Genomic DNA, 21,509 nt, shown 5'->3' on the forward strand with positions numbered 1-21,509 from the left:
CTTAACTGACTGGCATTATTCATATATGAAGGCTTTTTCTTAGGATTGGTAGCATATTAATTCAATACATCAGTTTGAAGACATTGCCACTTTGATTTTTTCCATTGCATTCTTTTCAAGCTGACGGATACGTTCGGCGGAAACATTATATTCAGCTGCCAGTTCATGCAAGGTTGATTTTTCATCATCCAGCCAGCGACGCTGCAAGATATTACGGGAACGGTCATCTAACTGTTCCATCGCTTCATGCAGGGCAGAGGTGCTTTGTTCCTCATAGTCTTCATTTTCAATCAGACGTGCCGGGTCATAACGGTTGTCTTCCAGATATAATGCTGGAGCAACGTGAGTTGAATTTTCGTCATCATCGTCACCTGATGCTTCAAATGCTGCATCATAAGCCGTCAATCGGCCTTCCATTTCCAGTACCTGTTCTGGTGTTACATTCAGGTCATTGGCAATCGACTGAGCTTCTTCAAGCGTTAACTTTTTAGAAGACTTTTTCAAGCTACGTAAATTGAAGAACAGTTTACGCTGCGCTTTAGTGGTCGCAATTTTGACAATACGCCAGTTACGAATTACATATTCATGAATTTCAGCTTTGATCCAGTGCACCGCAAATGACACCAGACGTACGCCCATACTAGGGTCAAAACGTTTAACGGCTTTCATCAAGCCAAGGTTGCCTTCCTGAATCAGGTCACCTTGAGGCAGGCCATAACCTGCATAACTACGTGCAATATGTACCACGAAACGCAAATGAGACATGACCAGCATTTTTGCTGCGTCCAGGTCCTGGTCGTAGTAATAGCGTTCGGCCAACTCTTTTTCTTGTTCGGCCGTCAAAATAGGAATTTGATTGACAGTGCTAATATAAGCACCAAGATTGACACCTGGCGCCGATAATGACAGGGGCATCAATTGATTGCGGCTGTCACTCATGTGTTCTCCTTGAAGTGCGGGGGATTTAACCCTTAACTAGGTTTTATCTTAATCCAAACTCTCCTCAAATAATGGATATTTGGGTAGAGAAATGTAAACTTTTATACGAGTATGGAGAGCATCTAGTTTAATTGAAAATTTTTAAGATTCAATCAGGTAGTGATACTCGGTCGTAGAAATCTGTTGAGATTCGCATTTTAACTGATGCATTTGGCAATACCGTGTAACATCAGTTTGACTATATGGATCTGATGACTTTAACAAGAATGTTTTGCCCTGATCTGCTTTTAATGCACGCTTTAACATCAGGAGCGGCATCGGACAGGGTTTACCCATGGCATCAATAATATGCGCTTGACCGTGGTTATCACTCATTTCCGTTTTATTCATATCGCAAAAAAGGCTATAAATATTAGCAAATAGGATGCCAAAACCCAACTATTTAGCTAAAAAGTTACATGAAATAATATATATAATTTTTCTGATATATATTGTGAAAAAAATAACTAAATCAAAAGGAACAAAGCTAAAAAATATCTATTAATTGTCATAAACCCATGTTAAGCTCGTTGCGTATTTAGGATTTCAGATAAACAAATTGATTGTTTTTCGCCCTATACACAATGGATGTAACCGGGATTTTGTTAATAGTTTTACAGAATGATTACAAGCTTAAAAATAATATTTTCAAACTTGTTTGCTCTGCTGTTTGCAACACCGGGTGGTCCTTTTTTTAGTATCAATGAGGATTAACTTATGACAGCTGCTCGTGAACAAGGCGTAGTTAAATGGTTCAACGACACTAAAGGCTTCGGCTTTATTCAACGCAACGGCGGTGATGACGTATTCGTTCATTTCCGTGCAATCCAAGGCGAAGGCCACCGTTCACTTCGTGACGGCCAACGTGTTGAATTCAGTGTAGTTAAAGGCCAAAAAGGCTTCCAAGCTGAAGAAGTTCAACCATTAGACTAATCTTCGGATTAAGCTAATAAACGCCCCAATATAAATTGGGGCGTTTTTTGTTTATACTATTCCATCTTAGTGATTATCAAATTAGAGCAGCGCTTTATGTCATCTGGTTTTGAAACCTTAAATTTACATCCCCAACTGAAAAAGGCAATTGATGCTTTAGGCTTTACTTCGATGACGCCGATTCAGCAGAAGGTTTTAAAATTCACCTTGGCAGGACATGATGCTATTGGTCGTGCACAAACGGGTACGGGTAAAACAGCCGCATTCCTGATTAGCGTGATTAATGACTTGCTGAATAATCCGGTAAAAGAACAGCGTTATCGTGGTGAACCGCGTGCTCTGATTTTGGCACCGACTCGTGAGCTGGCATTACAGATTGAAAGCGATGCACATGAGCTGACCAAGTTTACTGACCTGAGTGTGGTAACACTTCTAGGTGGTGTAGATTTTGACAAGCAGAAAGCTCAATTGGATAAAGCGCCAGTGGATATCATGGTTGCTACTCCAGGGCGTCTGATTGATTTTGTCGAGCAAAAAGAAGTCTGGCTAGACCAGATTGAATTCCTGGTGATTGATGAAGCTGACCGTCTACTGGATATGGGTTTTATTCCATCAGTAAAACGTATTGTGCGTTTCTCGCCACGCAAAGAGCAGCGTCAGACACTGATGTTCTCTGCAACCTTTAGCTATGATGTCTTGAATCTGGCACAGCAATGGTTATTTGAACCGGTGACTGTTGAAATTGAGCCGGAAAAGAAAACCAATGCCGACGTTGAACAACGTGTTTATATGGTCGCGAAGGCAGATAAATACAAACTGCTGCAAGACATTCTGCGTGATGAGCCGATTGAAAAGGTCATGATTTTCGCTAACCGTCGTGATCAGGTACGTAAGCTATATGATCATTTAAAACGTGATGGTTATAAGGTGGTAATGCTGTCAGGTGAAATTGCCCAAGACAAACGCTTAAAAATGTTAGACCAGTTCAAAAATGGTAAACATAACATCATGATTGCGACAGACGTTGCCGGTCGTGGTATTCATGTGGATGGCGTATCTCATGTGATTAACTTCACTTTACCTGAACAGTCCGATGATTACGTACACCGTATTGGTCGTACTGGTCGTGCGGGAACGCGTGGTGTAAGTATCAGTTTCCTGGCGGAAGATGATGCGTTCTATTTGCCAGAGATTGAAAAAGCGATTGGACAAAAATTACCGCTGACCCGTTTGGAAGGCTATTGCTAATCTAAACTGCAAAAAAACCGCTCTTAAAGAGCGGTTTTTTATTACTGCACATGTTGAAGCTTATTTTGCTTCACAGCGGAACGTTAAAACAGTCTGATAATCATCATTCTGGTTCAATCCGGTGTTGGTGCCGGCAATATTGCCTAATACAGTCGCAGCAGCCTGAATCATTTGTCCGGTCTGTTCATCGACTACACCTTTTAGTGCACCATTATAAGAAGTTTTTTCATCCAGAATAATCGCAGTTGCTTTGGAGCCACAGGTTTTGCTGGCGGCATTCACTGCATTATTTTTAGAGGTTAACTGGTTTTTACCTAATCCTGTTACTTCAAACTGATTATTTTCCTTTTGAACCGCCACTGAAGTCGGGTTAGATGCACAGGCAGTTAAAAGTAGAGCTGAAGCTGCTAATCCGCTGATCGCAATTGTTTTTTTCATCATAAAATCTCGCTTGAAAACAGAACTGGGAATATTGAAACACAGTAAAAAGCACAGAATTAGGAGCTGTTGTATAAGTTTGGCAATTTTTGATGTTGCTCTATGAGAGAAAAGTGAATGAAAGAGACCTTTTATTGATTCCATAGAAAATATTGTAATCTTCCTTAAATATTTTCAAGGTAGAGGTATTTGCAAGTTTCTAGAGTATTACTAGTGGAATATGCTAATCTTGACCGTAGTTTTTAAGTTATAGATCTATAAAGCAATGACGGAATCTGTGGTCGACATCGTTCATCAAAATATTCACCAACGTCAATCAATAGGACATTTGCTGGCACCTGCGCCGAATGCAGAACAGTTAGAAATGGCATTTAAAGCTGCTTTGACAGCACCGGATCATCACCGGTTAAAACCTACCACTTTTGTGATCATCCCGGATGCGCAACGTGAAGCATTTGGTGAACTGTTATCGCAAGCACTGATAGATCTGGGTCAAACTGAATCAGCTCAGATTGAACGGGTTAAGAATCATCCTTTTCGTGCACCTTTGCTGGTACTGGCATTAACCCGTTTGCAGGATCATCCGAAAGTGCCACATTTTGAGCAGATTTTGAGTTCAGGTGCCGCTATTCAAAACTTCTTGCTGTCTTTGCAGGCTCAAGGTTTTTCAACTATGTGGCGTAGTGGCGCAGTAGTAGAATCAAAATTTTTCAAGCAGTCGCTCGGCATTGGTAAGGATGATCTGGTTTCTGGCATTATCTATATCGGTACGGCGGCAAAAGCGATTGCACCACGTGCTGAAATCCAGACCCAGAATTATGTAAGTTATTGGAATCAAAACTAAGGCATTTCAAGACACAGGATATTAGAAAACAAGATGTCAGAATTAAATTTTACCGATTTGATTGAACCGGTAGTGGTCAACCAGAATACGGCTTTAAGAATTACAGTTTTAGGCGGTGGTAGTTTTGGTACTGCAATGGCCAATACCGCGGTTCGAAATGGCTGCGATACCATGATCTGGATTCGTGATCCGGAAGTAGCTGAAGATATTAATGCAACACATATCAATAAACGCTATCTACCGGATTTTAAGCTGGAAGAAAATCTGCTTGCTGTGTCCGATCTGGAGAAGGCTGTTCGTGATCGCGATATTATTCTAGTCGCAATTCCAAGCCATTCTTTTCGTGATGTGTTGCAGCAGATCAAGCCTTTTATCACATCTCAAGCCGTGATTTCCCTGACAAAAGGGATTGAGGCCAATACCTTCAGCTTTATGAGTGACATCATTCGTGAAGAACTACCGGAAGTGCCTTATGGTGTGCTGTCTGGTCCAAACCTGGCCAAAGAAATTGTCGCAGGTCAGCCGGCAGGTACGGTGATTGCCAGTGAATCTGAACTGGTACGTTATGCAGTGCAACAGGCACTCCATAGTGCATTATTCCGTGTTTTTGCCAGTGATGATGTACATGGCGTAGAACTGGGCGGTGCGCTGAAAAATATTTATGCGGTCGCGATGGGGATGGCGGCTGCCTATAATGTTGGTGAGAATACCAAGAGTATGATTCTGACCCGTGCTCTAGCGGAAATGAGTCGGTTTGCAGTCAAGCTGGGTGCAAACCCGCTGACTTTCCTTGGGCTTTCAGGTGTAGGTGATCTATTTGCCACTTGTAACAGTCCGCTGAGTCGTAACTATCAGGTTGGTTATGCATTAGGTAAGGGTAAAACCCTAGAGCAGGCGACGACTGAACTGGGTCAAACTGCGGAAGGGATCAACACCATTGTGCAGGTAAAAGCGCGTTCAGAAGAGCTGGATGTGTATATGCCGATTACAACTGCCTTGTATGAAGTGATCTTTGAAGGAGCGCCGCCGCTGACGATCGCTTTATCCTTGATGAAAAATGGTCATCGCAGTGATGTCGAATTTGTCTTGCCACATCATCAAGTCTGATCTATAACACAGGAAGCGCGATGATTATAATGCTGACTGATGACCGTAGCGACCAAATAAATAGGGAAATAAGATGCAACTGACTTTAGTGCGACATGGCGAAGCCGCGCCACCAGTGAATGGGAATGATAGCAAACGTCCCCTAACGGAGCGCGGGCATCAACAGGCGGAACAGACAGCGCAGTATTTAAAGGATATCATCAAACCGGAAGTATTTGTGGTCAGTCCTTTATTGCGTGCACAGGAAACTCTGGCGCATTTACAGCACTATTTTAAAGATGTACCCGTTGTGATCTGTAATACCATCAAGCCTGATGATGATGCTAAAGTTGCAGTTGAATGGTTATCGCAACTGCCGTATGAGTCCATTGCGGTGGTTTGTCATATGAATGTTGTGGCGCATATTGCCTCCATTCTCGTGACTGAGTCTTTTCATCCATTTCATTTATCAGAAGCACGTATTTATGATCAGGCCGTGATTGCACCAGGCTTATCAACACAAGTTAAAAGCTTTATTCCAACAGTATAAAAACCAATTAAAACGGTAGAACACAATCGATGTTGTATTTATGGATGCCGGAAGCCAATGGGGTTTGGCAATGGTCAAAGGGGGAGTTCTGGAACACTGCTGCAACACTTGAGCAGCTGATTCAGGATATTCAGGCCTATCATGGTGAAGAGGCGACGGTCTTTTTTCCCAGTCGTCATGTGCAAATTTTGCAGCAGACTTTGCCAAAGAGCCAATATAAAAAAATGGGCAATGATGGCATTAAATATCTGTTAGAAGAATATGTAGTACTGCCTGTCGATACCATGAAAGTGCTGCATCATTTTCAGCAGCCTGACCAGATCAGTATTCTGGGGATTGCAAATTCTACAGTTGAAACTTTGCAGCATGCCCTGAATTTGATTCCTGTTAAACTCGCTGCATTATTGCCAGACTTTCTGGTTTTGCCAGTGCCTGAACATGCGCAGCAGCGCGTTATTGCACAAATTGGTGGGCATTTGCTGGTACGTGAAGCTGAATATATCGGCCAGTCAGTGGATGATCTGAGCCTTTATCTGGATTTTCAGTCTAAAGATCTGGAATATCAGGTCAGCAATCTCAGCCCTGAACAAATGAGCAGTTTAGAAGCGGTAGCAACACGTGAACAATTAAACTCGTTCCAATATACGTTGCCAATGCTAAAAAAACCGAAACAGCATCCATTTAATATCCTGCCAAAGGGTAAATCGGATCATACTGTTTCCGGTTACTGGAAAGCCTGTGCGGCGGTTTTTCTTGGGATTTTAGTACTACAGTTTACTTATGATGCGGTGCGCTGGTATCAATATAAAAAAGTCGCCAATACCACTGCGATGCAGGCGATTGACCAGTTTAAATATTGGTTCGGACAAAATTATCCGGTCACTGAGCAGAATATTAAAAGTCAGTTTGAAGCCCAGCTTCGTCAAAGTCAGACTGCGGATACTCAGGCTTTGCAGCTCATTAGCCGAGTCGGGCCGGTGTTGATGCAAAACCAGATTGTGGCACAGCGTGTCAATTATGATCCGTCTGGATTGAGTCTGCAGTTACAGTCCAATTCATCTGAAAGTTTAAATACTTTGACCAAGCAACTGGGGCAGCAGGGCTTTAAAGTAGAATTGGGGAATATACAGGCGAATGGAACAGGCGCCGTAGGACTGGTGAAAATACAATAATGAAAGCTATTGAAACCTTACAGAACCGCATGGATCTGCAAATTGAAAAACTGACCGATTATCTGGATCGTTTGTCAGCACGTGAACGCATTCTGGTAATCTTTACCACAATCTTTGTGCTGGTGACCGCTGTTGCGAGTGCACTCTGGGCAATGCATCAGGCAGCAGATACCCAGCAGAAACGTTTAAATGATCTAAAAGATACGCTGGTCTGGATGCAAAGCAATGCTGTTACTATGAAGCCGGCAGGAGACTTGCAATTAGATGCAGCAGAAAAAGTGCAGCGTATTGCTCAGCAACAAGGGCTGTCGGTCGCATCACAGCAAATGGATGGAAAAATTCAGTTGATGCTGTCTCATGAAAATTATTCTGTGCTGGCCAACTTCCTGACACAGTTGGCACAAATGGGGCTAAGTATCGAGAAAATGGAACTAAATAATGAAGCAGGGCAGATTAAATTAACAGCGACTGTGCAATAACTGGTAAAAATAAAGATTTGCAAAGCATGGTTTTTTTGTCAGCCTATGCCTATAATATGCCGACTTAAAAAGCAGTAGACTTTTCTAGATATGTTGTATTCTCTAGCCCGCCCTTTGTTGTTTTCTTTAGCACCAGAGCGTGCACATGAGCTGACACTATCACTATTAAAATCATCCCATAAAATGGGCATGATGCGTCAAAATGTTGCTGTGAAACCTGTGACCTGTATGGGAATCGAATTTCCTAATCCGGTCGGTCTTGCAGCAGGGTTAGATAAAAATGGTGCCTATATTGATGCCTTGGCCAGTCAAGGCTTTGGTTTTATTGAAATTGGTACCATTACTCCACGCCCGCAACCTGGTAATCCTCATCCACGTTTATTCCGTCTTCCGAAAGCCAAAGCGATTATTAACCGTATGGGTTTTAATAATGATGGTGTGGACAAACTGATTGAAAACGTTAAAGCTGCAAAATTTAAAGGTGTACTGGGAATCAATATCGGTAAAAACGCTGATACTCCGGTAGAAAAAGCAGTAGATGATTACCTTATTTGTTTAGAAAAAGTCTATAATTATGCTTCCTATATCACCGTTAATATTTCTTCTCCAAATACCAAGAACCTGCGCAGTTTACAAAGTGGCGATGCACTGACTGAATTGCTGGAAACGCTGAAGAATCGTCAGCTGGAACTGGCTCAGGAACATCAGCATTACGTTCCTCTGGTATTAAAAGTTGCACCGGATCTTGAAGCTGAAGATATTGCCTTTATTGCCAAGCAGTTATTGCAATACAAGATTGATGGTCTGATCGTGACCAATACCACATTGTCACGTGAAGGTGTGGAAGGTCTGGAGCATGCAGAAGAAGCGGGCGGTTTATCAGGCGCGCCAGTCTTTGAGAAAAGCACGGCATGTCTGGCTGCATTTGCAGAGGAATTAAAGGGACAAATTCCATTGATTGGTGTGGGTGGTATTCTTTCAGGTGCGGATGCGCTGGCCAAGAAAAAAGCTGGTGCAAGCCTTGTACAAGTCTATAGTGGCCTCATATATACTGGGCCGGAACTGGTTAAAGACTGTGTAGCCGCGCTTTAAATCCTATGAATGCCATTGATATCTTTCTACTGATTATCTTGCTCATTGGAGGGCTCAACGGTTTGCGCCAAGGATTTATTAAAGCCTTTGCGAACTTAGTGGGATGGATTTTTGCCTTGATTATTGCGGCGAAATATTCAACACTACTTGCGCCCTCAATGGTTGCTCTCAGTACAGATCCAGTGGTACAGAAGATTGCAGCCTTTGCCTTTATCGTTCTGATGATTGTGGTACTCACCTGGATTGTCACCTTTCTGCTCAACCGCATTTTAAAAACCCTGAAACTTGGTCCGCTGAATCGTCTTGCGGGGGGTGTTTTCGGCAGCCTGAAAGGTTTGCTGATTGTCCTGATTACCATGCAGGGGATTGGCCCTTGGGTGGAAAGTTCGCCGCACTGGAAGCAGTCCAAATTTATACAGGTCTTATTGCCATATGCGCCTTGGGCAACAGAGCTCTCCAAAGAAGCTGCAAATGGCGCCCTGCAACATATCAAGTCTGAAGGGGCACAGAAACCTTCAGATTCCTCATCTGAACCGGCATCCAAGGCCAAGAGTTCAGATGCGTCAACGAATAATCCTTTTTATTAATCCTAGCTTGTCTGCGAGGTTGCTATGTGTGGAGTAGTTGGTATAGCTGGTAAATCACCTGTTAACCAAATGTTGTTTGATGCATTAACGATGTTACAACATCGTGGACAAGATGCAGCTGGGATTGTGACTTGTCAGGAAGGCCGCCTGTTCCTGCGTAAAGATGTCGGTATGGTCCGTGATGTATTCCATACCCGTCATATGCGTGCTTTACAGGGTAATTATGGTATTGGTCATGTGCGTTACCCAACGGCGGGTACTTCAAGCAGTGCCGAAGCGCAACCATTCTACGTAAACTCACCTTATGGGATTACACTGGCGCATAATGGTAACCTGACCAATGCTGAAGAAATTCATGATGACCTGTTCAAAACTGACCTGCGTCACATGAATACTGATTCAGATTCAGAAGTGCTACTAAACGTACTGGCGCACGAATTACAAAAACGTGGCAAGCTGGTACCAACATCTGAAGATATTTTCCAGGCTGTGACGCGTGTACATGAACGTTGCAAAGGTGGTTATGCTGTTGTTGCGATGATTACTGGTCAAGGTCTGGTAGGCTTCCGTGATCCAAACGGTATCCGTCCATTAATTTATGGTTCGCGCGAAACAGAAAATGGTATGGAATATATCATTGCTTCTGAATCTGTAGCGATTACGGCACTAGGCTTCAAAGTTGAACGCGATATCGAACCGGGTGAAGCGGTTTTCATTGATTCTGACGGTAATTTCTTTACCCAGCAATGTGCAGCAAATCCAGAATACCGTCCATGTATTTTTGAATATGTGTACTTTGCCCGTCCAGATGCAACCATTGATGGGATCTCTGTGTATAAAGCCCGTCTGAAAATGGGTGAGAAGCTGGCACAAAAAATTCTGCGCGAGTGGGGCGATGAGCACGACATCGACGTGGTGATTCCAATTCCGGATACTTCACGTACTTCTGCACTTGAACTGGCTAATATGCTAGGCGTGAAATTCCGTGAAGGTTTCATGAAAAACCGTTATATCGGCCGTACCTTCATCATGCCAGGTCAGCAACTGCGTAAAAAATCAGTACGTCAAAAACTGAACCCGGTTGAGCTCGAGTTCCAGGGCAAAAACGTTCTACTGGTCGATGACTCGATTGTGCGTGGCACGACTTGTAATGAAATTATTCAGATGGCACGTGATGCGGGTGCGAAAAAAGTATTCTTCGCTTCTGCGGCACCTATGGTGAAATATCCAAACGTATACGGTATTGATATGCCGGCGAAATCTGAACTAATCGCTTCTGAACGTAGTGTAGAAGAAATCCGTGAAATTATTGGTGCTGACCGTCTGATTTTCCAGGATCTGGAAGACCTGAAAGATGCAGTACGTACCAAAAAAGTTCCTCATTTGCGTGAATTTGACTGTTCTGTATTTGATGGTGTGTATGTCGCAGGTGGAATCAATGCTGAATACCTCGATCAATTAGAGCAAAAACGCAGTGATGGCGCCAAAAAAGGCGACAATTTTATTGATGTGAATATTGATGCAGCATCAGTTGATCTGACCGGTGTACGGGAAGTCTAAGCAATTAAAATCATGATGAAAAAGCGGGAATTTCCCGCTTTTTTGTTTTATGATGAGCCCAAGGAAAGACCAGATCAGTTAGGGTGGTAGATTGAAAAGCGTAGGATATGCTTTGGTCAAAAACAAGAATATGCTATTGCTAGCCAGCTTTTGTCTGATTGCGATACTATTAACAGTTCTGATTATCAATACAGTGGTTGGCCTGTTTGTTTTCTATGCTGATCCTGGCCAGTCCATATGGTGGCATGTTCTTAGTCCTTATCTGGTTGCGCTAGTTTTATTTTTGATGATTATTTCGGTCATCTATGAGTTTTATACATTCCGTGCCGGCGGCTATTCTTTAGCCCAGCAAATGGGCGCGCGTCGACTGAACCAGATGGAAAGTATTCCGGAAGAAAGTGTTGCACTACGGATCAATACTCAACTGGCAGATACGTTCCTGATTGAACCGCCAGCTATGTATGTCCTGCCGAATGAAGTGGGGGTCAATGCATTAACAGCGGGTTTTAGTCCACGTGATACTGCTATTATTCTGACTTGGGGTGCATTACAGACTCTAGATGAAATTGAACTTTATGGCTTGCTTAGCCATGAATTTAACAAGATTCTATCTGGTGAAACAGCTGAAAATACCCGCCTGAAAATTCTATATAGCAGTCTGACCACTTTTAGCCAATGGGGCAGCAAGATTGCGAAGTTGGGGTTTTATCGAAATGATGTACCTCGCGAAAACAAGTTTGAAACCTTCTATGTCTCAATCGGAGCAGTCATCTGGTTGATTGGCAGCTTGGGTATTTTGATCACGCGTTTTATTAAATATATTTCATTGGGCGGACGTACCTATAAAAATGATCAGAAAACCCGACGCCTGATTCAGAATGATGCCAATATTCAGACTTTATTGCGCATTCATGTGCATCATTCAGGCTCACAGATTTATAGTGAATATGCCGAATCCATTTCGCATATGTGTTTTGCCAATTCTTTAAGTCCACAGAACTGGTTGAATATTCATCCGAATATTAATCAGCGTATTTATGAATTAAATCCTGCTTTGATTCAGGATTTGCAGCTCGAAAATCTGAAGAAATTAAAAAACCAGCCTTTGTTTAGTTTGTTTCGTTCACTCGAAGATGTCGTGCCTGAAAGCACAGCAGTCTGGGAATCCCCACAGCCTTTGCCTTTGTTGCGTTTGTCTCCGATCAGTTTTGCGATCAAAGATGCCATCAAGCCATTGAATCCTGAACTACGTGCCAATATGCCGCGTCCAGAGCTGATTGAACGTGCTTTGCAAACTTCGACGGGTTCACGTGAGGTGATGGTCGCAATTTTGATGATCCGGCAATATCGTGAATTTATTCCGACCGAGGCAGAAGTCAGTCGTGCGATTATTGATTCATTATTAAATCTGGATGGACGGGTACATATCTCGATTTTCCAGCAAGCCTGTAAAAATATTGGTGGAATGCCAACCACGGTGGCACGGCAGTTTTTAATGAAGCTGGCAAGGATTATTCAGGAAGATGGTGAAATCGGTTTGCTGGATGCCTTATTGCTAGAGCGGGTGAAGTATGAACTGAATTTGCTGCCGATGCATACGCCAACGTCTTTAGATGAGGTCAAACCACAGATTGTACGTCTGATTGATGCCTTGCTGCATGTGCAGCAGATTAATAGCGATAATCAGCTGGAGGTTCGGGAAAAGATTTTAAATCGTATTCTTAGCCCGCGAGAACTTGAGCTGTATAGTGAAATCTCAGATGAGCCGATTGATTTGGCCGAGATTTTAAATGATATTGCCGGATTGTTATTACGTGATCGTCTGAGCATGTTAGGAATTGCAGAAGTTTGCCTCTGGAGCGACCGGATCATGACTCAGGATGAGCTGGATGTGATGGAGCTTTTATACTGGCGCTTGGGCTTTGAATCCAATGAAATTACCCAGCAAATGCTTAAGAAAAACAGCTTGATGATTATCTAGTATTTTTAAATTAATAAGATGTATTTAAGTCCAGTCTTTCCAGAACTGATCTATAAACAAACTTGCAGTAGAAAAAAAGTAATCTTATAAACTGATTTCTATTTTGAGTTAAAATGACTCAAGATAGAGAGTGAAAAGCTGGAAATAGTTCGGCAAAGAAAAGCGAATCCCGTTAAAATGTTCAATCTGAAATAGGTGATGAAGAAAAGATGATTGGGCATCAGCGTGACATACTGGCAACATTAGGAATCGATATCTGGATTCCCAAGGGCGACGTATGTCAGCAGCATCAGGTTTCGATCTGGCGTGATCAGGCCCCAGCAGAATTACATAGCGAAATCATCCTGCCACAACCGACTCAGATTGCTCCGGTAGAAAAAGCTCCTTTAATTGCGCCTGAGCCTGTTACAGTTGAAGCAAAAGCTGAAGTTAAAAGTGAAGTACCAGTAATTGTTGCATCAATTCAGGAACAGCGGGAAATTCTGCATATTCCGCCATTCAACTTGCAGGCTTTAAGCTTGGAACATTGCACGATTGTCATCGATGCCACAGAAATGACCGAGCAAACCCAGCATTTATGGAGCAATATCCAGCGTGCTCTGCAAAGTGAATTTTATGAACTGAACTGGCCCTTTCCTTGGGTGAATCTGCAAGATGGCCGGGGTGTTGAATCTTATATTCAGGGTTTTCTGGACATGATGAGCCTGGAAAAAAATATCATTTCCCTTGGCTCTATTCCGCATGTGACACATAATAAAATGATTCAACTGGCATCTTTACAGGAAATGCTGGATCAGCCCATACTTAAAAAACGCTTATGGCAGTTTATGCAAAACAGGCCAGAGAACTCAGAATAATATTGATGTGGAATAGGGACATATGAAACAAAAAGTGATTGTATTTAGCCAGATCGATCAGGATGTCCAGAAAAAACTCGAACAAAATTTTAATGTAGTAACTTTACAGCCGAAACTGGGCAATGTGCATGAACAGTTGCTGGAACATGTGCGCGATGCCGATGGCATGATTGGGGCAGGCCGACTGCTCAATCGCGATAATCTGGCACCAGCAACCCGACTTAAAATCATTTCTAGTGTCAGTGTAGGGTATGACAACTATGAAGTTGATTATCTGAATGAAAAAAATATCTATCTGACCAATACTCCACATGTCTTGACTGAAACCACGGCAGATCTGGGATTCACACTGTTAATGGCAGCTGCACGCAAAGTGGCTTATCTGGATCACTGGACCAAACAGGGACAATGGCACCGCACGACACGTGAAGCACAGTTTGGTATGGATATTTTCGGAAAAACGCTGGGGATAATCGGGCTAGGGCATATTGGGGCAGCAGTTGCACGCCGTGGATTTTACGGTTTCAATATGAATATCTTGTACCATAATCGCCATGAAAAACCGGAATTGGCTCAAGGGCTCAGTGCACAGTATTGTTCTCTGAATGAGCTTTTGCAGCGCTCAGATTTCGTGGTGGTTACCGTGGATTTAAATGCTGAGTCAAAAGCACTGATTGGGGCAGAACAACTGGCACAGATGCAGCCACATGCGGTGCTGGTAAATATCTCCCGTGGGCCTGTGATTGATGAGCAGGCTTTGATCGAAGCTTTAAAAGCCAACCAAATCTTTGCTGCGGGTCTGGATGTTTATGAGAAAGAGCCTTTAAAAGAATCAGAATTATTTGAACTGGATAATGTCATTACCTTGCCCCATGTCGGTTCGGCCACAGTGGCGACACGTCGAAAAATGGCTGAGCTGGCTTATCAGAATCTGGTTGATGTACTTGAAGGGCGGGTGCCACGCTATGTGGTGAATCCTCAAGTGATTGGTTCATCTAAGTAATATTAAATAACATTTTCCTGCATCAATGCTCATTTTTCGATGCTATATTCGAGACAGGTTGAAACTGAATTTTAGAGATTTTTCATTGAAACGTTTGGTATTGGCGTGCGGGTTAGGTCTGTGTGCAACGGCAGGACATAGTGATAATAATTATTTTAATCAGCCTGCTGCACAATTTTCTGTACCGGATATTGGTGCGGGCGTCGGATTGATCGATCAGCAAAAAGAACAAATGATCGGCGAAAAGGTCTATCGTCAAGTCCAGAAACAAATGCCTGTGATTCAGAATCCATGGCTTGAAGATCAGTTGCTTTCCGTATTTTCCCACATTCTCAGTCAGACCAAATTACAGCAACCGATTGGTTTAATGCTAATCAATGATCCGCAAATTAATGCTTTTGCAGTACCCGGTGGGTTATTTGCCCTAAATGCGGGTTTGATTAATTCTGCTCGAAATACGGATGAAGTGGCAGGGGTGATGGCACATGAAATTGCACATGTCACACAACGTCATTACAGTCGTTCGCAAGAAACCTTTAAAGGACAAGGGTTATTAGCCTTAGCAGGGATTCTGGTGGGGGCATTAGTCGCTTCACAGGCAGATGGTGATGCAGGTGCAGCAGTGATGATGGGTTCTCAAGCAGCACTACTGGATCAGCAATTGACTTATAGCCGTAATCAGGAACGTGAGGCGGACCGGATCGGGATGCAATATATGTATGCTGCCGGCTATAGTCCGCACAGTATGGCGGATTTCTTTGAAGTGATGCATCGTTCCACTAGCCGTTTAAGCTTTATGCCAGATTTCTGGCTGACGCATCCTTTAACTACTGAGCGTATGAGTGAAGCGCGTTTGCGCGCCAATCAGTTGCCTGCGGTTAAGCGTAATTTAAATGATCAGGATTTTGAAATCATTAAATGGTATACGCGGGTGCTATCACGTCAGACCACTGAACAACAGCTCAACTTAATGGTGCAACGTAATGATTTTCCTGGCCAGCTGGCTTTAACGGCTTATCAGCTTCAGCAGGGAGACTTTCAGGCGGCACAAGTCGCACTGGATCAAGCCAAAAAGCACAATAACATGCATCCTTTGCAGGTGTTATTTCAAACTGATATTTATCTGGGACAAAATCAGCTGGATAATGCGCTAAAAAGCATTAGTTCAGCCGCACGGATCATGCCGGAAAACCGTGCTTTAAATTATAAATATGCTGAAACCCTGATTCGTGCTAAACAGCCTGATCAGGCCAGAACGATTGTGCAGCGCTTTTTAAATAGCAATACCCGTGATGTTAGTGGCTGGAGATTAATGCAACTGGCAGCGAATGCAGCACCTGATTCATCGATAAAAGCCGCGAATGTCTTGCGTTATCGGGCTGAAGTGGAGTACTGGTCAGGCTATGAAGAAACTGCGATTAAGTCCTTAATACATGCTCAACGCATCAGCAAAGGCAATCAGTCTTTATCGGCAACGATTGGCCAGCGTTTAAAACAGATGCAGCAAACGCGACAGTTTAAAATTTAAGTCTATTTTTCTAATGATTTTTAGCTTCAGTAGATATAGCCGAAGTTCACTAAATCACGCTACAATCCGGGCAAAGCTAAGTTGTCTATTTTAATTATTTTATGAAAAAAATATTATTGGGTTTATTGATATTGGGGTACGGCGGTAATGTATTGGCGGCTAGTGCAGCAGAATACGTACAGTCCGTTGAGCAGATTAATGCTGATTATCAAAAAGAATCACGCCAGTTTTTAAAAGGTTTAAATCCACAGCAGCAGGGTTTTAGCGCATCGCAGAATCAGCAGTTTTGCGCGATTGTGCAGTGCTATGTGGATCGTTTATATAAAGCGGCAGACCAGAACCGGGCTTATCTGGATCGTCAGTATCAAAATGTAGGCAAGCAGGATGTCATACTGCAGGTAAAATCTTCAAAAGAGATGCAGTTGCTGAAACGTTATAATGTGGATTGTAATTTACAGTAAGAATAAATAAGAAAATGCTGAGAACTGTCCGGAATGGAGGCAGTTCAACGCAGATTTAGATTTGAAATATAATGGGGGAATTAAGCAAGTTTTGCTTTAATTTTTGCTGAAACTTGTGCAGGATCGGCGCGCCCGGCTATGAGCGGACGCAGAGAATTCATCACCTTACCCATATCTTTCATGCTAGTAGCTTGTTGCGCTTCAATTATTTGCGCAATCAGGGAATCAAGTTCTTCCTCAGTCATAGCTTCTGGTAGAAATTGAGAGAGAACCTCAACTTCGGCTTGTTCCTTACTAGCTAAATCATCTCGACCAGCGCCTTCAAAGGCTTTGATCGATTCTTTACGTTGTTTAATTTGCTTTTCAATGACCGCAAGAACTTGAGCATCGTCAAGTTCTTTACGCTCATCGACTTCGATTTGCTTAATTGCTGCTTGCAGACTACGAATGACCGTCAACTTTGACATATCTTTGGCACGCATGGTGGCTTTCAATACGTCAGTAATCTGGTTTTTTAAAGTAGTCATTATTTATTCCAAGCAGTCAATCACAAATTAATCTTAGTAAAGGCGAGTAGTACGTACTGATTCACGCGCCAATTTCTTTTGGTAGCGTTTAACAGCAGCAGCTTTTTTACGTTTACGTTCTTGAGTTGGTTTTTCGTAGAATTCACGTTTACGAACGTCAGCAAGAACACCCGCTTTTTCGCATGAACGTTTGAAACGACGGATAGCTACGTCTACTGGTTCGCCTTCTTTCAATTTAACTTGTGGCATGAAGAATCCTCATTAAGTTATGGATAAGATCAGGGCCGAATTGCCCTCGATCACAAGTGAAGGTCAGTATTTTACTCATTTACATCTCATATCACAAGTCTATAATAGTTGCTGCAATAGATTTGATACAGGTTATAGGCAGTTTAATGATCGTTTTAGGCTTGGAAACGTCGTGTGATGAAACAGGACTTGCGCTGTATGACAGCGAGTTGGGTTTGCGCGGACAGGTGCTGTACAGCCAGATTAAACTGCATGCTGAATATGGCGGCGTCGTACCAGAACTGGCTTCGCGCGACCATGTGCGTAAACTCATTCCCTTATTGAATGAACTGCTTGAACAAAGTGGCATCAAAAAATCAGAAATTGATGCGGTGGCTTATACCCGTGGTCCGGGCCTGATGGGCGCGTTAATGACGGGCGCACTGTTTGGTCGGACTTTGGCCTTTGCCTTAAATAAACCGGCAATTGGTGTGCACCATATGGAAGGTCATATGCTGGCGCCATTACTTTCTAAAACGCCACCGGAATTTCCATTTGTGGCATTACTGGTGTCTGGTGGGCATTCACAGCTCATGGCCGCTTATGGTATTGGGCAGTATGAATTACTCGGTGAGTCGATTGATGATGCGGCGGGTGAAGCATTTGACAAAGTTGCGAAAATGATGGGTTTGCCATATCCGGGCGGCCCTAATATTTCCAGACTGGCTGAGCAGGGCGACCCGAATGCCTTTGCTTTCCCACGTCCAATGCTGCATCAAGGTCTGGAGTTTTCATTCAGTGGTTTAAAAACTGCAGTTTCTGTTCAAATGAAGAAACTCGGTGAAGAAAGACGTGATGCAGATATCGCTGCGAGCTTCCAGGAAGCCATTGTCGATACACTTGTTAAAAAATCAGTGAAGGCATTGAAACAGACTGGCTTAAAACGTCTGGTGATTGCTGGTGGTGTAAGTGCCAACAAGCGTTTACGTGAACGCCTGGAAGCAGACTTGGCGAAAATCAAAGCCACCGTGTACTATGCAGAACCTGCGCTGTGTACCGATAATGGTGCGATGATTGCCTTTGCGGGTTATCAACGTCTAAAAGCCGGACAGCAAGATGGTTTGGCTGTGACCACAACTCCACGTTGGCCAATGACAGAATTGACGAATCCGGCAGAAGCTTGATTTAAAGATTCAGGATGAAGAAAAGGGGCCTTAAGCCTCTTTTTTTATTAGATTGCTTTTGTGGAGTAGAAATATTCAACAAATAATATTAATAAATTAATTATTTTAACTCTACCACAGTAAGTATTTTCTTATTGATACCGTAAAATAGTTTAATAATATAGAAATCCCACTCTATTATATGCGGAATGATGCAGAGACTATTTCGGATGGATAATATCAGTTTTAAAGGTTTTCAGGATGCGGGACAGGCAGTTTTAAAATATCTGCATCAGCATTTTGGCTTTAATTTATGGATGATCACCCGGGTAGAAGACAATGACTGGATTGTGCTGCAAAGCGAAGATCATGGCTATGCTGTCCAGCCAGGTCAGGTATTTGAATGGGCCAATTCTTTCTGCTGTCATATGGTCACAGGCAAGGGACCAAGAATCGCGCCTCGCTCTGAAGAAATTCCTTTATATGCGACTGCGCCAATTAACCAGCATTTCTGCATCAAATCTTATATTGGTCAACCACTCTTTAAAGAAGATGGCAGTCTATTTGGAACATTATGTGCAGTTGATCCTGAAGCCAAGTCAGATGCCATCATTCAGGATCTGGCGATGGTCGAGTTATTTAGCAAGCTTTTGAGCTCAATCTTACAAGCTGAGTTGCGTCAGAACGAGCAAATCCGTCAGCAAGAACTGCTACAGCAACAAGCCAGTAAAGATGAACTGACTGGGTTATATAACCGTCGTGCCTGGGAGAAACTGCTACAGGCAGAAGAAGAACGTTGCAAACAGTACGGTCATCCTGCTGCGATCTTATTTATAGACTTGAATGACCTGAAAAAGGTGAATGATAGTCTGGGACACAAGGAAGGCGATCAATTAATTCAACATACTGCACAAGTCCTTCAGGAAAATGTACGTAGCAATGATATTGTGGCGCGTATCGGTGGTGATGAATTCGTAATCCTGAGCATAGAAAATGATAAAGCGGGAGCTGAGCGTTTGCTCGATCGCTTAATTGAAGCCTTTGCAGAAGCAAAAATTGAAGCTGCATTTGGTATGGCGATGCGTCATCCAACGACTGGCCTGGTTGAAGCACAGTGGCAAGCAGACAAAAATATGTTTGAGTACAAGCGCTGGAAAAAGTCTATTTAAATATTTTTGATTTTTAATATTTTTAAGGAGGTGTCTGAGAATGTTCAGCCATGAGCTGCCAAGTTTTTTCTACAATAAATAGAAGTAATTAATTTCCTTTTATTCTTATTTTTAGGTTTTATTCAAATTTTAATTGTCTAGAAGCAACCTAAGTTCTTCTTTAAACCCGGCAATTCAAAAGATAACTTTTCGACTTTTTAACCTAACGGTTACAAATTTTATAAGTATTGTTGTAAAGAAAATATGTGTTATTTGGGTTGGTTTCTAAGAGTTAGTTATGAGAACTAATAAGACCTTGCTCTAGAAGTAACATCTTATTTTTTAATGAGCATTGTTGTATGAAATATAAATTAAAATTACAGAGTTAATCCTTAGTTTATTAAAAGATAAAGCACGATCAGAGTGTAAGAAATACTGTCCAGAAAAAATATCATCGACAGGTAGTGGGTTTGTATTGTGCAGTTTTAATACGCCCATCTTTCATTCTCATTGAATAAAAATGCAAAGAAATTCTAGGGAATAAAATTTTATGAAAAAGCAGATATCATTCTTTGGGCTGGTTTTGGTTTCAGGCTTGCTTACCGCATGTGGTGGCAGTGGAGGTAGTTCAGATAACCCTACAGTGACTACACCACCAAATGTTCCAGAGGCGAGTATTTCTCCTGAACTTTCAGAAGAATTTATTCCTTTTGAGGATCGCGATATCATCGAGAAAATCCGCGACAAAATTAACAATAGCACCAGTAATGATACGGACTATAACGTTGCGTTAGGTCATATGATTGGTGAGGTGTTTGCGGATTATCCTTATGGACGCACGGGCCGTATTATCAAGATTTATAATCTGGGTGTGAATAGCATCAAGTATCCAAATCTGATCTGTTCGGAGGTGAATACCAATGGTGCGGTGAAAACCTTTAAATTAAAAACAGATAAAAATAACTGTATTGTTCTGGATAAAACCTATCGCAAAGATTCAACCATTACCCAGACAGTCAATGGTCATACTACGACCTTGACCTTTAGCAATGTACGTTATGGTTCCAATGTTGATTTTAATCTAAAAGATGACTATCTGATTTCAGGTACGATTGTTCATACCAAAAGCAAAAACAATCTAGGTGCATTGGAAAGCTATAAAATTGACCGTCTGGAATTTCAGCGTGTAGCGGAAGACAAGAATGCGGGTAAATCTGGCGCTGAGTATGATGAGCTGAGCAAGGAATACTTACTGGTGCGTAATTACAACTATAGCCTTGTAGATGACTATGGTAGTGGCAGTAATGGTATTCGTACCTTAACCAGCAGCGGCAGCATTATTGGTCAACCCAATCTGGCGGATTACCGTTATAGTTTTGATTTTAATACGACTACACCGTTCAAGATGGACGAAACGGTGTTGAATAATTATAAGCATCTGCCAAAAGAGGGTGTGCTTAAAATTACTGATAGTTATGATCAGGTGATTGAGGTCAAACAGAATCAGCCTGAATCCTTAAATGCAACTGTCTATTTCAATGGCAGTGAGCTGGATGACCTACTGTGGTCTACGATTATTGGCAATAAAAAATAAGAACTAACCTTATAAAAAAAGCTCCATCATGGAGTAATGCCAGTCAGTTAAG

The 21,509-nt window shown here is 42.4% G+C and carries 23 protein-coding genes; 18 read left to right on the forward strand and 5 right to left on the reverse strand.

Annotated features, from left to right (window positions below; translation table 11 throughout):
• Window positions 1-69 precede the first annotated feature (69 nt).
• The gene (gene rpoH, locus G5T77_RS07250; RefSeq protein ID WP_004782464.1) at window positions 70-939 is read right to left on the reverse strand and encodes an RNA polymerase sigma factor RpoH; all 870 of its coding nucleotides are present in this window, start codon (window positions 937-939) and stop codon (window positions 70-72) included.
• A gap of 141 nt (window positions 940-1,080) precedes the next feature.
• Entirely contained in the window at window positions 1,081-1,314 is a 234-nt protein-coding gene (locus G5T77_RS07255; RefSeq protein ID WP_180070270.1) for a sulfurtransferase TusA family protein, read from the reverse strand.
• 381 nt (window positions 1,315-1,695) lie between these two features.
• Here G5T77_RS07255 and G5T77_RS07260 point away from each other — a divergent pair, with 381 nt between their 5' ends.
• Window positions 1,696-1,911 carry a cold-shock protein gene (locus G5T77_RS07260; protein WP_004782461.1) on the forward strand — a complete coding sequence of 72 codons (216 nt, stop codon included), beginning with the start codon at window positions 1,696-1,698 and terminating at the stop codon, window positions 1,909-1,911.
• Window positions 1,912-2,007: 96 nt separating this feature from the next.
• The gene (gene rhlB, locus G5T77_RS07265; RefSeq protein ID WP_004782458.1) at window positions 2,008-3,159 is read left to right on the forward strand and encodes an ATP-dependent RNA helicase RhlB; all 1,152 of its coding nucleotides are present in this window, start codon (window positions 2,008-2,010) and stop codon (window positions 3,157-3,159) included.
• 60 nt (window positions 3,160-3,219) lie between these two features.
• Here rhlB and G5T77_RS07270 read toward each other — a convergent pair whose 3' ends face one another.
• Window positions 3,220-3,597: a hypothetical protein gene (locus G5T77_RS07270; RefSeq protein WP_171505595.1), complete on the reverse strand. Its 378-nt coding sequence runs from the start codon at window positions 3,595-3,597 to the stop codon at window positions 3,220-3,222.
• 265 nt (window positions 3,598-3,862) lie between these two features.
• Here G5T77_RS07270 and G5T77_RS07275 point away from each other — a divergent pair, with 265 nt between their 5' ends.
• From G5T77_RS07275 to G5T77_RS07335, 13 genes are all read left to right on the forward strand, one after another.
• Window positions 3,863-4,441 (forward strand): nitroreductase family protein, encoded by a 579-nt coding sequence (locus G5T77_RS07275; protein ID WP_034169994.1) that lies wholly within the window; start codon window positions 3,863-3,865, stop codon window positions 4,439-4,441.
• Window positions 4,442-4,474: 33 nt separating this feature from the next.
• Window positions 4,475-5,548 carry an NAD(P)H-dependent glycerol-3-phosphate dehydrogenase gene (locus G5T77_RS07280; protein WP_034704062.1) on the forward strand — a complete coding sequence of 358 codons (1,074 nt, stop codon included), beginning with the start codon at window positions 4,475-4,477 and terminating at the stop codon, window positions 5,546-5,548.
• Window positions 5,549-5,621: 73 nt separating this feature from the next.
• Entirely contained in the window at window positions 5,622-6,077 is a 456-nt protein-coding gene (gene sixA / locus G5T77_RS07285) for a phosphohistidine phosphatase SixA (protein WP_166138422.1), read from the forward strand.
• Between the two features lie 29 nt (window positions 6,078-6,106).
• Entirely contained in the window at window positions 6,107-7,249 is a 1,143-nt protein-coding gene (gene gspL / locus G5T77_RS07290) for a type II secretion system protein GspL (protein WP_166138419.1), read from the forward strand.
• Window positions 7,249-7,728: a type II secretion system protein GspM gene (gspM, locus tag G5T77_RS07295; RefSeq protein WP_004782448.1), complete on the forward strand. Its 480-nt coding sequence runs from the start codon at window positions 7,249-7,251 to the stop codon at window positions 7,726-7,728. The genes gspL and gspM overlap by 1 nt, the downstream gene beginning before the upstream one ends.
• A gap of 90 nt (window positions 7,729-7,818) precedes the next feature.
• Complete coding sequence (locus G5T77_RS07300; protein WP_005235085.1) at window positions 7,819-8,820, forward strand: quinone-dependent dihydroorotate dehydrogenase; 1,002 nt, start codon at window positions 7,819-7,821, stop codon at window positions 8,818-8,820.
• A gap of 5 nt (window positions 8,821-8,825) precedes the next feature.
• Complete coding sequence (locus G5T77_RS07305) at window positions 8,826-9,407, forward strand: CvpA family protein (protein WP_005235088.1); 582 nt, start codon at window positions 8,826-8,828, stop codon at window positions 9,405-9,407.
• Between the two features lie 24 nt (window positions 9,408-9,431).
• Window positions 9,432-10,967, forward strand: a complete 1,536-nt coding sequence (purF, locus tag G5T77_RS07310; protein ID WP_004782444.1) for an amidophosphoribosyltransferase — start codon at window positions 9,432-9,434, stop codon at window positions 10,965-10,967.
• Window positions 10,968-11,058: 91 nt separating this feature from the next.
• A complete protein-coding gene (locus G5T77_RS07315) occupies window positions 11,059-12,948 on the forward strand; it encodes a M48 family metalloprotease (RefSeq protein WP_171521882.1) in 1,890 nt (629 codons plus the stop codon).
• A gap of 209 nt (window positions 12,949-13,157) precedes the next feature.
• The gene (locus G5T77_RS07320) at window positions 13,158-13,805 is read left to right on the forward strand and encodes a hypothetical protein (protein WP_166138416.1); all 648 of its coding nucleotides are present in this window, start codon (window positions 13,158-13,160) and stop codon (window positions 13,803-13,805) included.
• Between the two features lie 22 nt (window positions 13,806-13,827).
• Window positions 13,828-14,808: a D-glycerate dehydrogenase gene (locus tag G5T77_RS07325; protein WP_004782439.1), complete on the forward strand. Its 981-nt coding sequence runs from the start codon at window positions 13,828-13,830 to the stop codon at window positions 14,806-14,808.
• An 85-nt stretch (window positions 14,809-14,893) separates the two neighbouring features.
• Window positions 14,894-16,336, forward strand: a complete 1,443-nt coding sequence (locus G5T77_RS07330) for a M48 family metalloprotease (RefSeq protein ID WP_171521883.1) — start codon at window positions 14,894-14,896, stop codon at window positions 16,334-16,336.
• A gap of 101 nt (window positions 16,337-16,437) precedes the next feature.
• Window positions 16,438-16,797, forward strand: coding sequence for a hypothetical protein (locus G5T77_RS07335; RefSeq protein WP_166138410.1), 360 nt, complete (start codon window positions 16,438-16,440; stop codon window positions 16,795-16,797).
• Window positions 16,798-16,877: 80 nt separating this feature from the next.
• On the opposite strand, the gene G5T77_RS07340 is transcribed toward G5T77_RS07335, so the two are convergent.
• On the reverse strand, window positions 16,878-17,324 hold the full coding sequence (locus tag G5T77_RS07340) for a GatB/YqeY domain-containing protein (protein WP_004782432.1): 447 nt from the start codon (window positions 17,322-17,324) through the stop codon (window positions 16,878-16,880).
• A gap of 33 nt (window positions 17,325-17,357) precedes the next feature.
• Entirely contained in the window at window positions 17,358-17,573 is a 216-nt protein-coding gene (gene rpsU, locus G5T77_RS07345) for a 30S ribosomal protein S21 (RefSeq protein ID WP_001136722.1), read from the reverse strand.
• A gap of 146 nt (window positions 17,574-17,719) precedes the next feature.
• Between rpsU and tsaD the strand changes: the two genes are divergently transcribed.
• The 3 genes from tsaD (at window position 17,720) to G5T77_RS07360 (ending at window position 21,457) form a co-directional block, all read left to right on the forward strand.
• Window positions 17,720-18,736, forward strand: coding sequence for a tRNA (adenosine(37)-N6)-threonylcarbamoyltransferase complex transferase subunit TsaD (tsaD, locus tag G5T77_RS07350; protein WP_004782431.1), 1,017 nt, complete (start codon window positions 17,720-17,722; stop codon window positions 18,734-18,736).
• Between the two features lie 209 nt (window positions 18,737-18,945).
• Window positions 18,946-19,884, forward strand: coding sequence for a sensor domain-containing diguanylate cyclase (locus G5T77_RS07355; protein ID WP_166138407.1), 939 nt, complete (start codon window positions 18,946-18,948; stop codon window positions 19,882-19,884).
• A 529-nt stretch (window positions 19,885-20,413) separates the two neighbouring features.
• A complete protein-coding gene (locus tag G5T77_RS07360) occupies window positions 20,414-21,457 on the forward strand; it encodes a hypothetical protein (RefSeq protein WP_166138404.1) in 1,044 nt (347 codons plus the stop codon).
• Window positions 21,458-21,509 lie beyond the last annotated feature (52 nt).

This window comes from Acinetobacter sp. GFQ9D191M (genome assembly GCF_011174875.1).
GTDB lineage: Bacteria > Pseudomonadota > Gammaproteobacteria > Pseudomonadales > Moraxellaceae > Acinetobacter.

Excerpts from the sequence above, each read along its gene's own strand:
- G5T77_RS07305 (WP_005235088.1), top strand. The coding sequence starts at position 8,826 with ATGAATGCCATTGATATCTTTCTACTGATTATCTTGCTCATTGGAGGG.
- G5T77_RS07270 (WP_171505595.1), bottom strand. The coding sequence starts at position 3,597 with ATGAAAAAAACAATTGCGATCAGCGGATTAGCAGCTTCAGCTCTACTT.
- G5T77_RS07320 (WP_166138416.1), top strand. The coding sequence starts at position 13,158 with ATGATTGGGCATCAGCGTGACATACTGGCAACATTAGGAATCGATATC.
- purF (WP_004782444.1), top strand. The coding sequence starts at position 9,432 with ATGTGTGGAGTAGTTGGTATAGCTGGTAAATCACCTGTTAACCAAATG.
- G5T77_RS07260 (WP_004782461.1), top strand. The coding sequence starts at position 1,696 with ATGACAGCTGCTCGTGAACAAGGCGTAGTTAAATGGTTCAACGACACT.
- G5T77_RS07255 (WP_180070270.1), bottom strand. The coding sequence starts at position 1,314 with ATGAGTGATAACCACGGTCAAGCGCATATTATTGATGCCATGGGTAAA.
- rpsU (WP_001136722.1), bottom strand. The coding sequence starts at position 17,573 with ATGCCACAAGTTAAATTGAAAGAAGGCGAACCAGTAGACGTAGCTATC.
- G5T77_RS07340 (WP_004782432.1), bottom strand. The coding sequence starts at position 17,324 with ATGACTACTTTAAAAAACCAGATTACTGACGTATTGAAAGCCACCATG.
- rpoH (WP_004782464.1), bottom strand. The coding sequence starts at position 939 with ATGAGTGACAGCCGCAATCAATTGATGCCCCTGTCATTATCGGCGCCA.
- tsaD (WP_004782431.1), top strand. The coding sequence starts at position 17,720 with ATGATCGTTTTAGGCTTGGAAACGTCGTGTGATGAAACAGGACTTGCG.
- G5T77_RS07300 (WP_005235085.1), top strand. The coding sequence starts at position 7,819 with ATGTTGTATTCTCTAGCCCGCCCTTTGTTGTTTTCTTTAGCACCAGAG.
- gspL (WP_166138419.1), top strand. The coding sequence starts at position 6,107 with ATGTTGTATTTATGGATGCCGGAAGCCAATGGGGTTTGGCAATGGTCA.
- G5T77_RS07360 (WP_166138404.1), top strand. The coding sequence starts at position 20,414 with ATGAAAAAGCAGATATCATTCTTTGGGCTGGTTTTGGTTTCAGGCTTG.
- gspM (WP_004782448.1), top strand. The coding sequence starts at position 7,249 with ATGAAAGCTATTGAAACCTTACAGAACCGCATGGATCTGCAAATTGAA.
- G5T77_RS07325 (WP_004782439.1), top strand. The coding sequence starts at position 13,828 with ATGAAACAAAAAGTGATTGTATTTAGCCAGATCGATCAGGATGTCCAG.
- sixA (WP_166138422.1), top strand. The coding sequence starts at position 5,622 with ATGCAACTGACTTTAGTGCGACATGGCGAAGCCGCGCCACCAGTGAAT.
- G5T77_RS07335 (WP_166138410.1), top strand. The coding sequence starts at position 16,438 with ATGAAAAAAATATTATTGGGTTTATTGATATTGGGGTACGGCGGTAAT.
- rhlB (WP_004782458.1), top strand. The coding sequence starts at position 2,008 with ATGTCATCTGGTTTTGAAACCTTAAATTTACATCCCCAACTGAAAAAG.
- G5T77_RS07275 (WP_034169994.1), top strand. The coding sequence starts at position 3,863 with ATGACGGAATCTGTGGTCGACATCGTTCATCAAAATATTCACCAACGT.
- G5T77_RS07280 (WP_034704062.1), top strand. The coding sequence starts at position 4,475 with ATGTCAGAATTAAATTTTACCGATTTGATTGAACCGGTAGTGGTCAAC.
- G5T77_RS07355 (WP_166138407.1), top strand. The coding sequence starts at position 18,946 with ATGGATAATATCAGTTTTAAAGGTTTTCAGGATGCGGGACAGGCAGTT.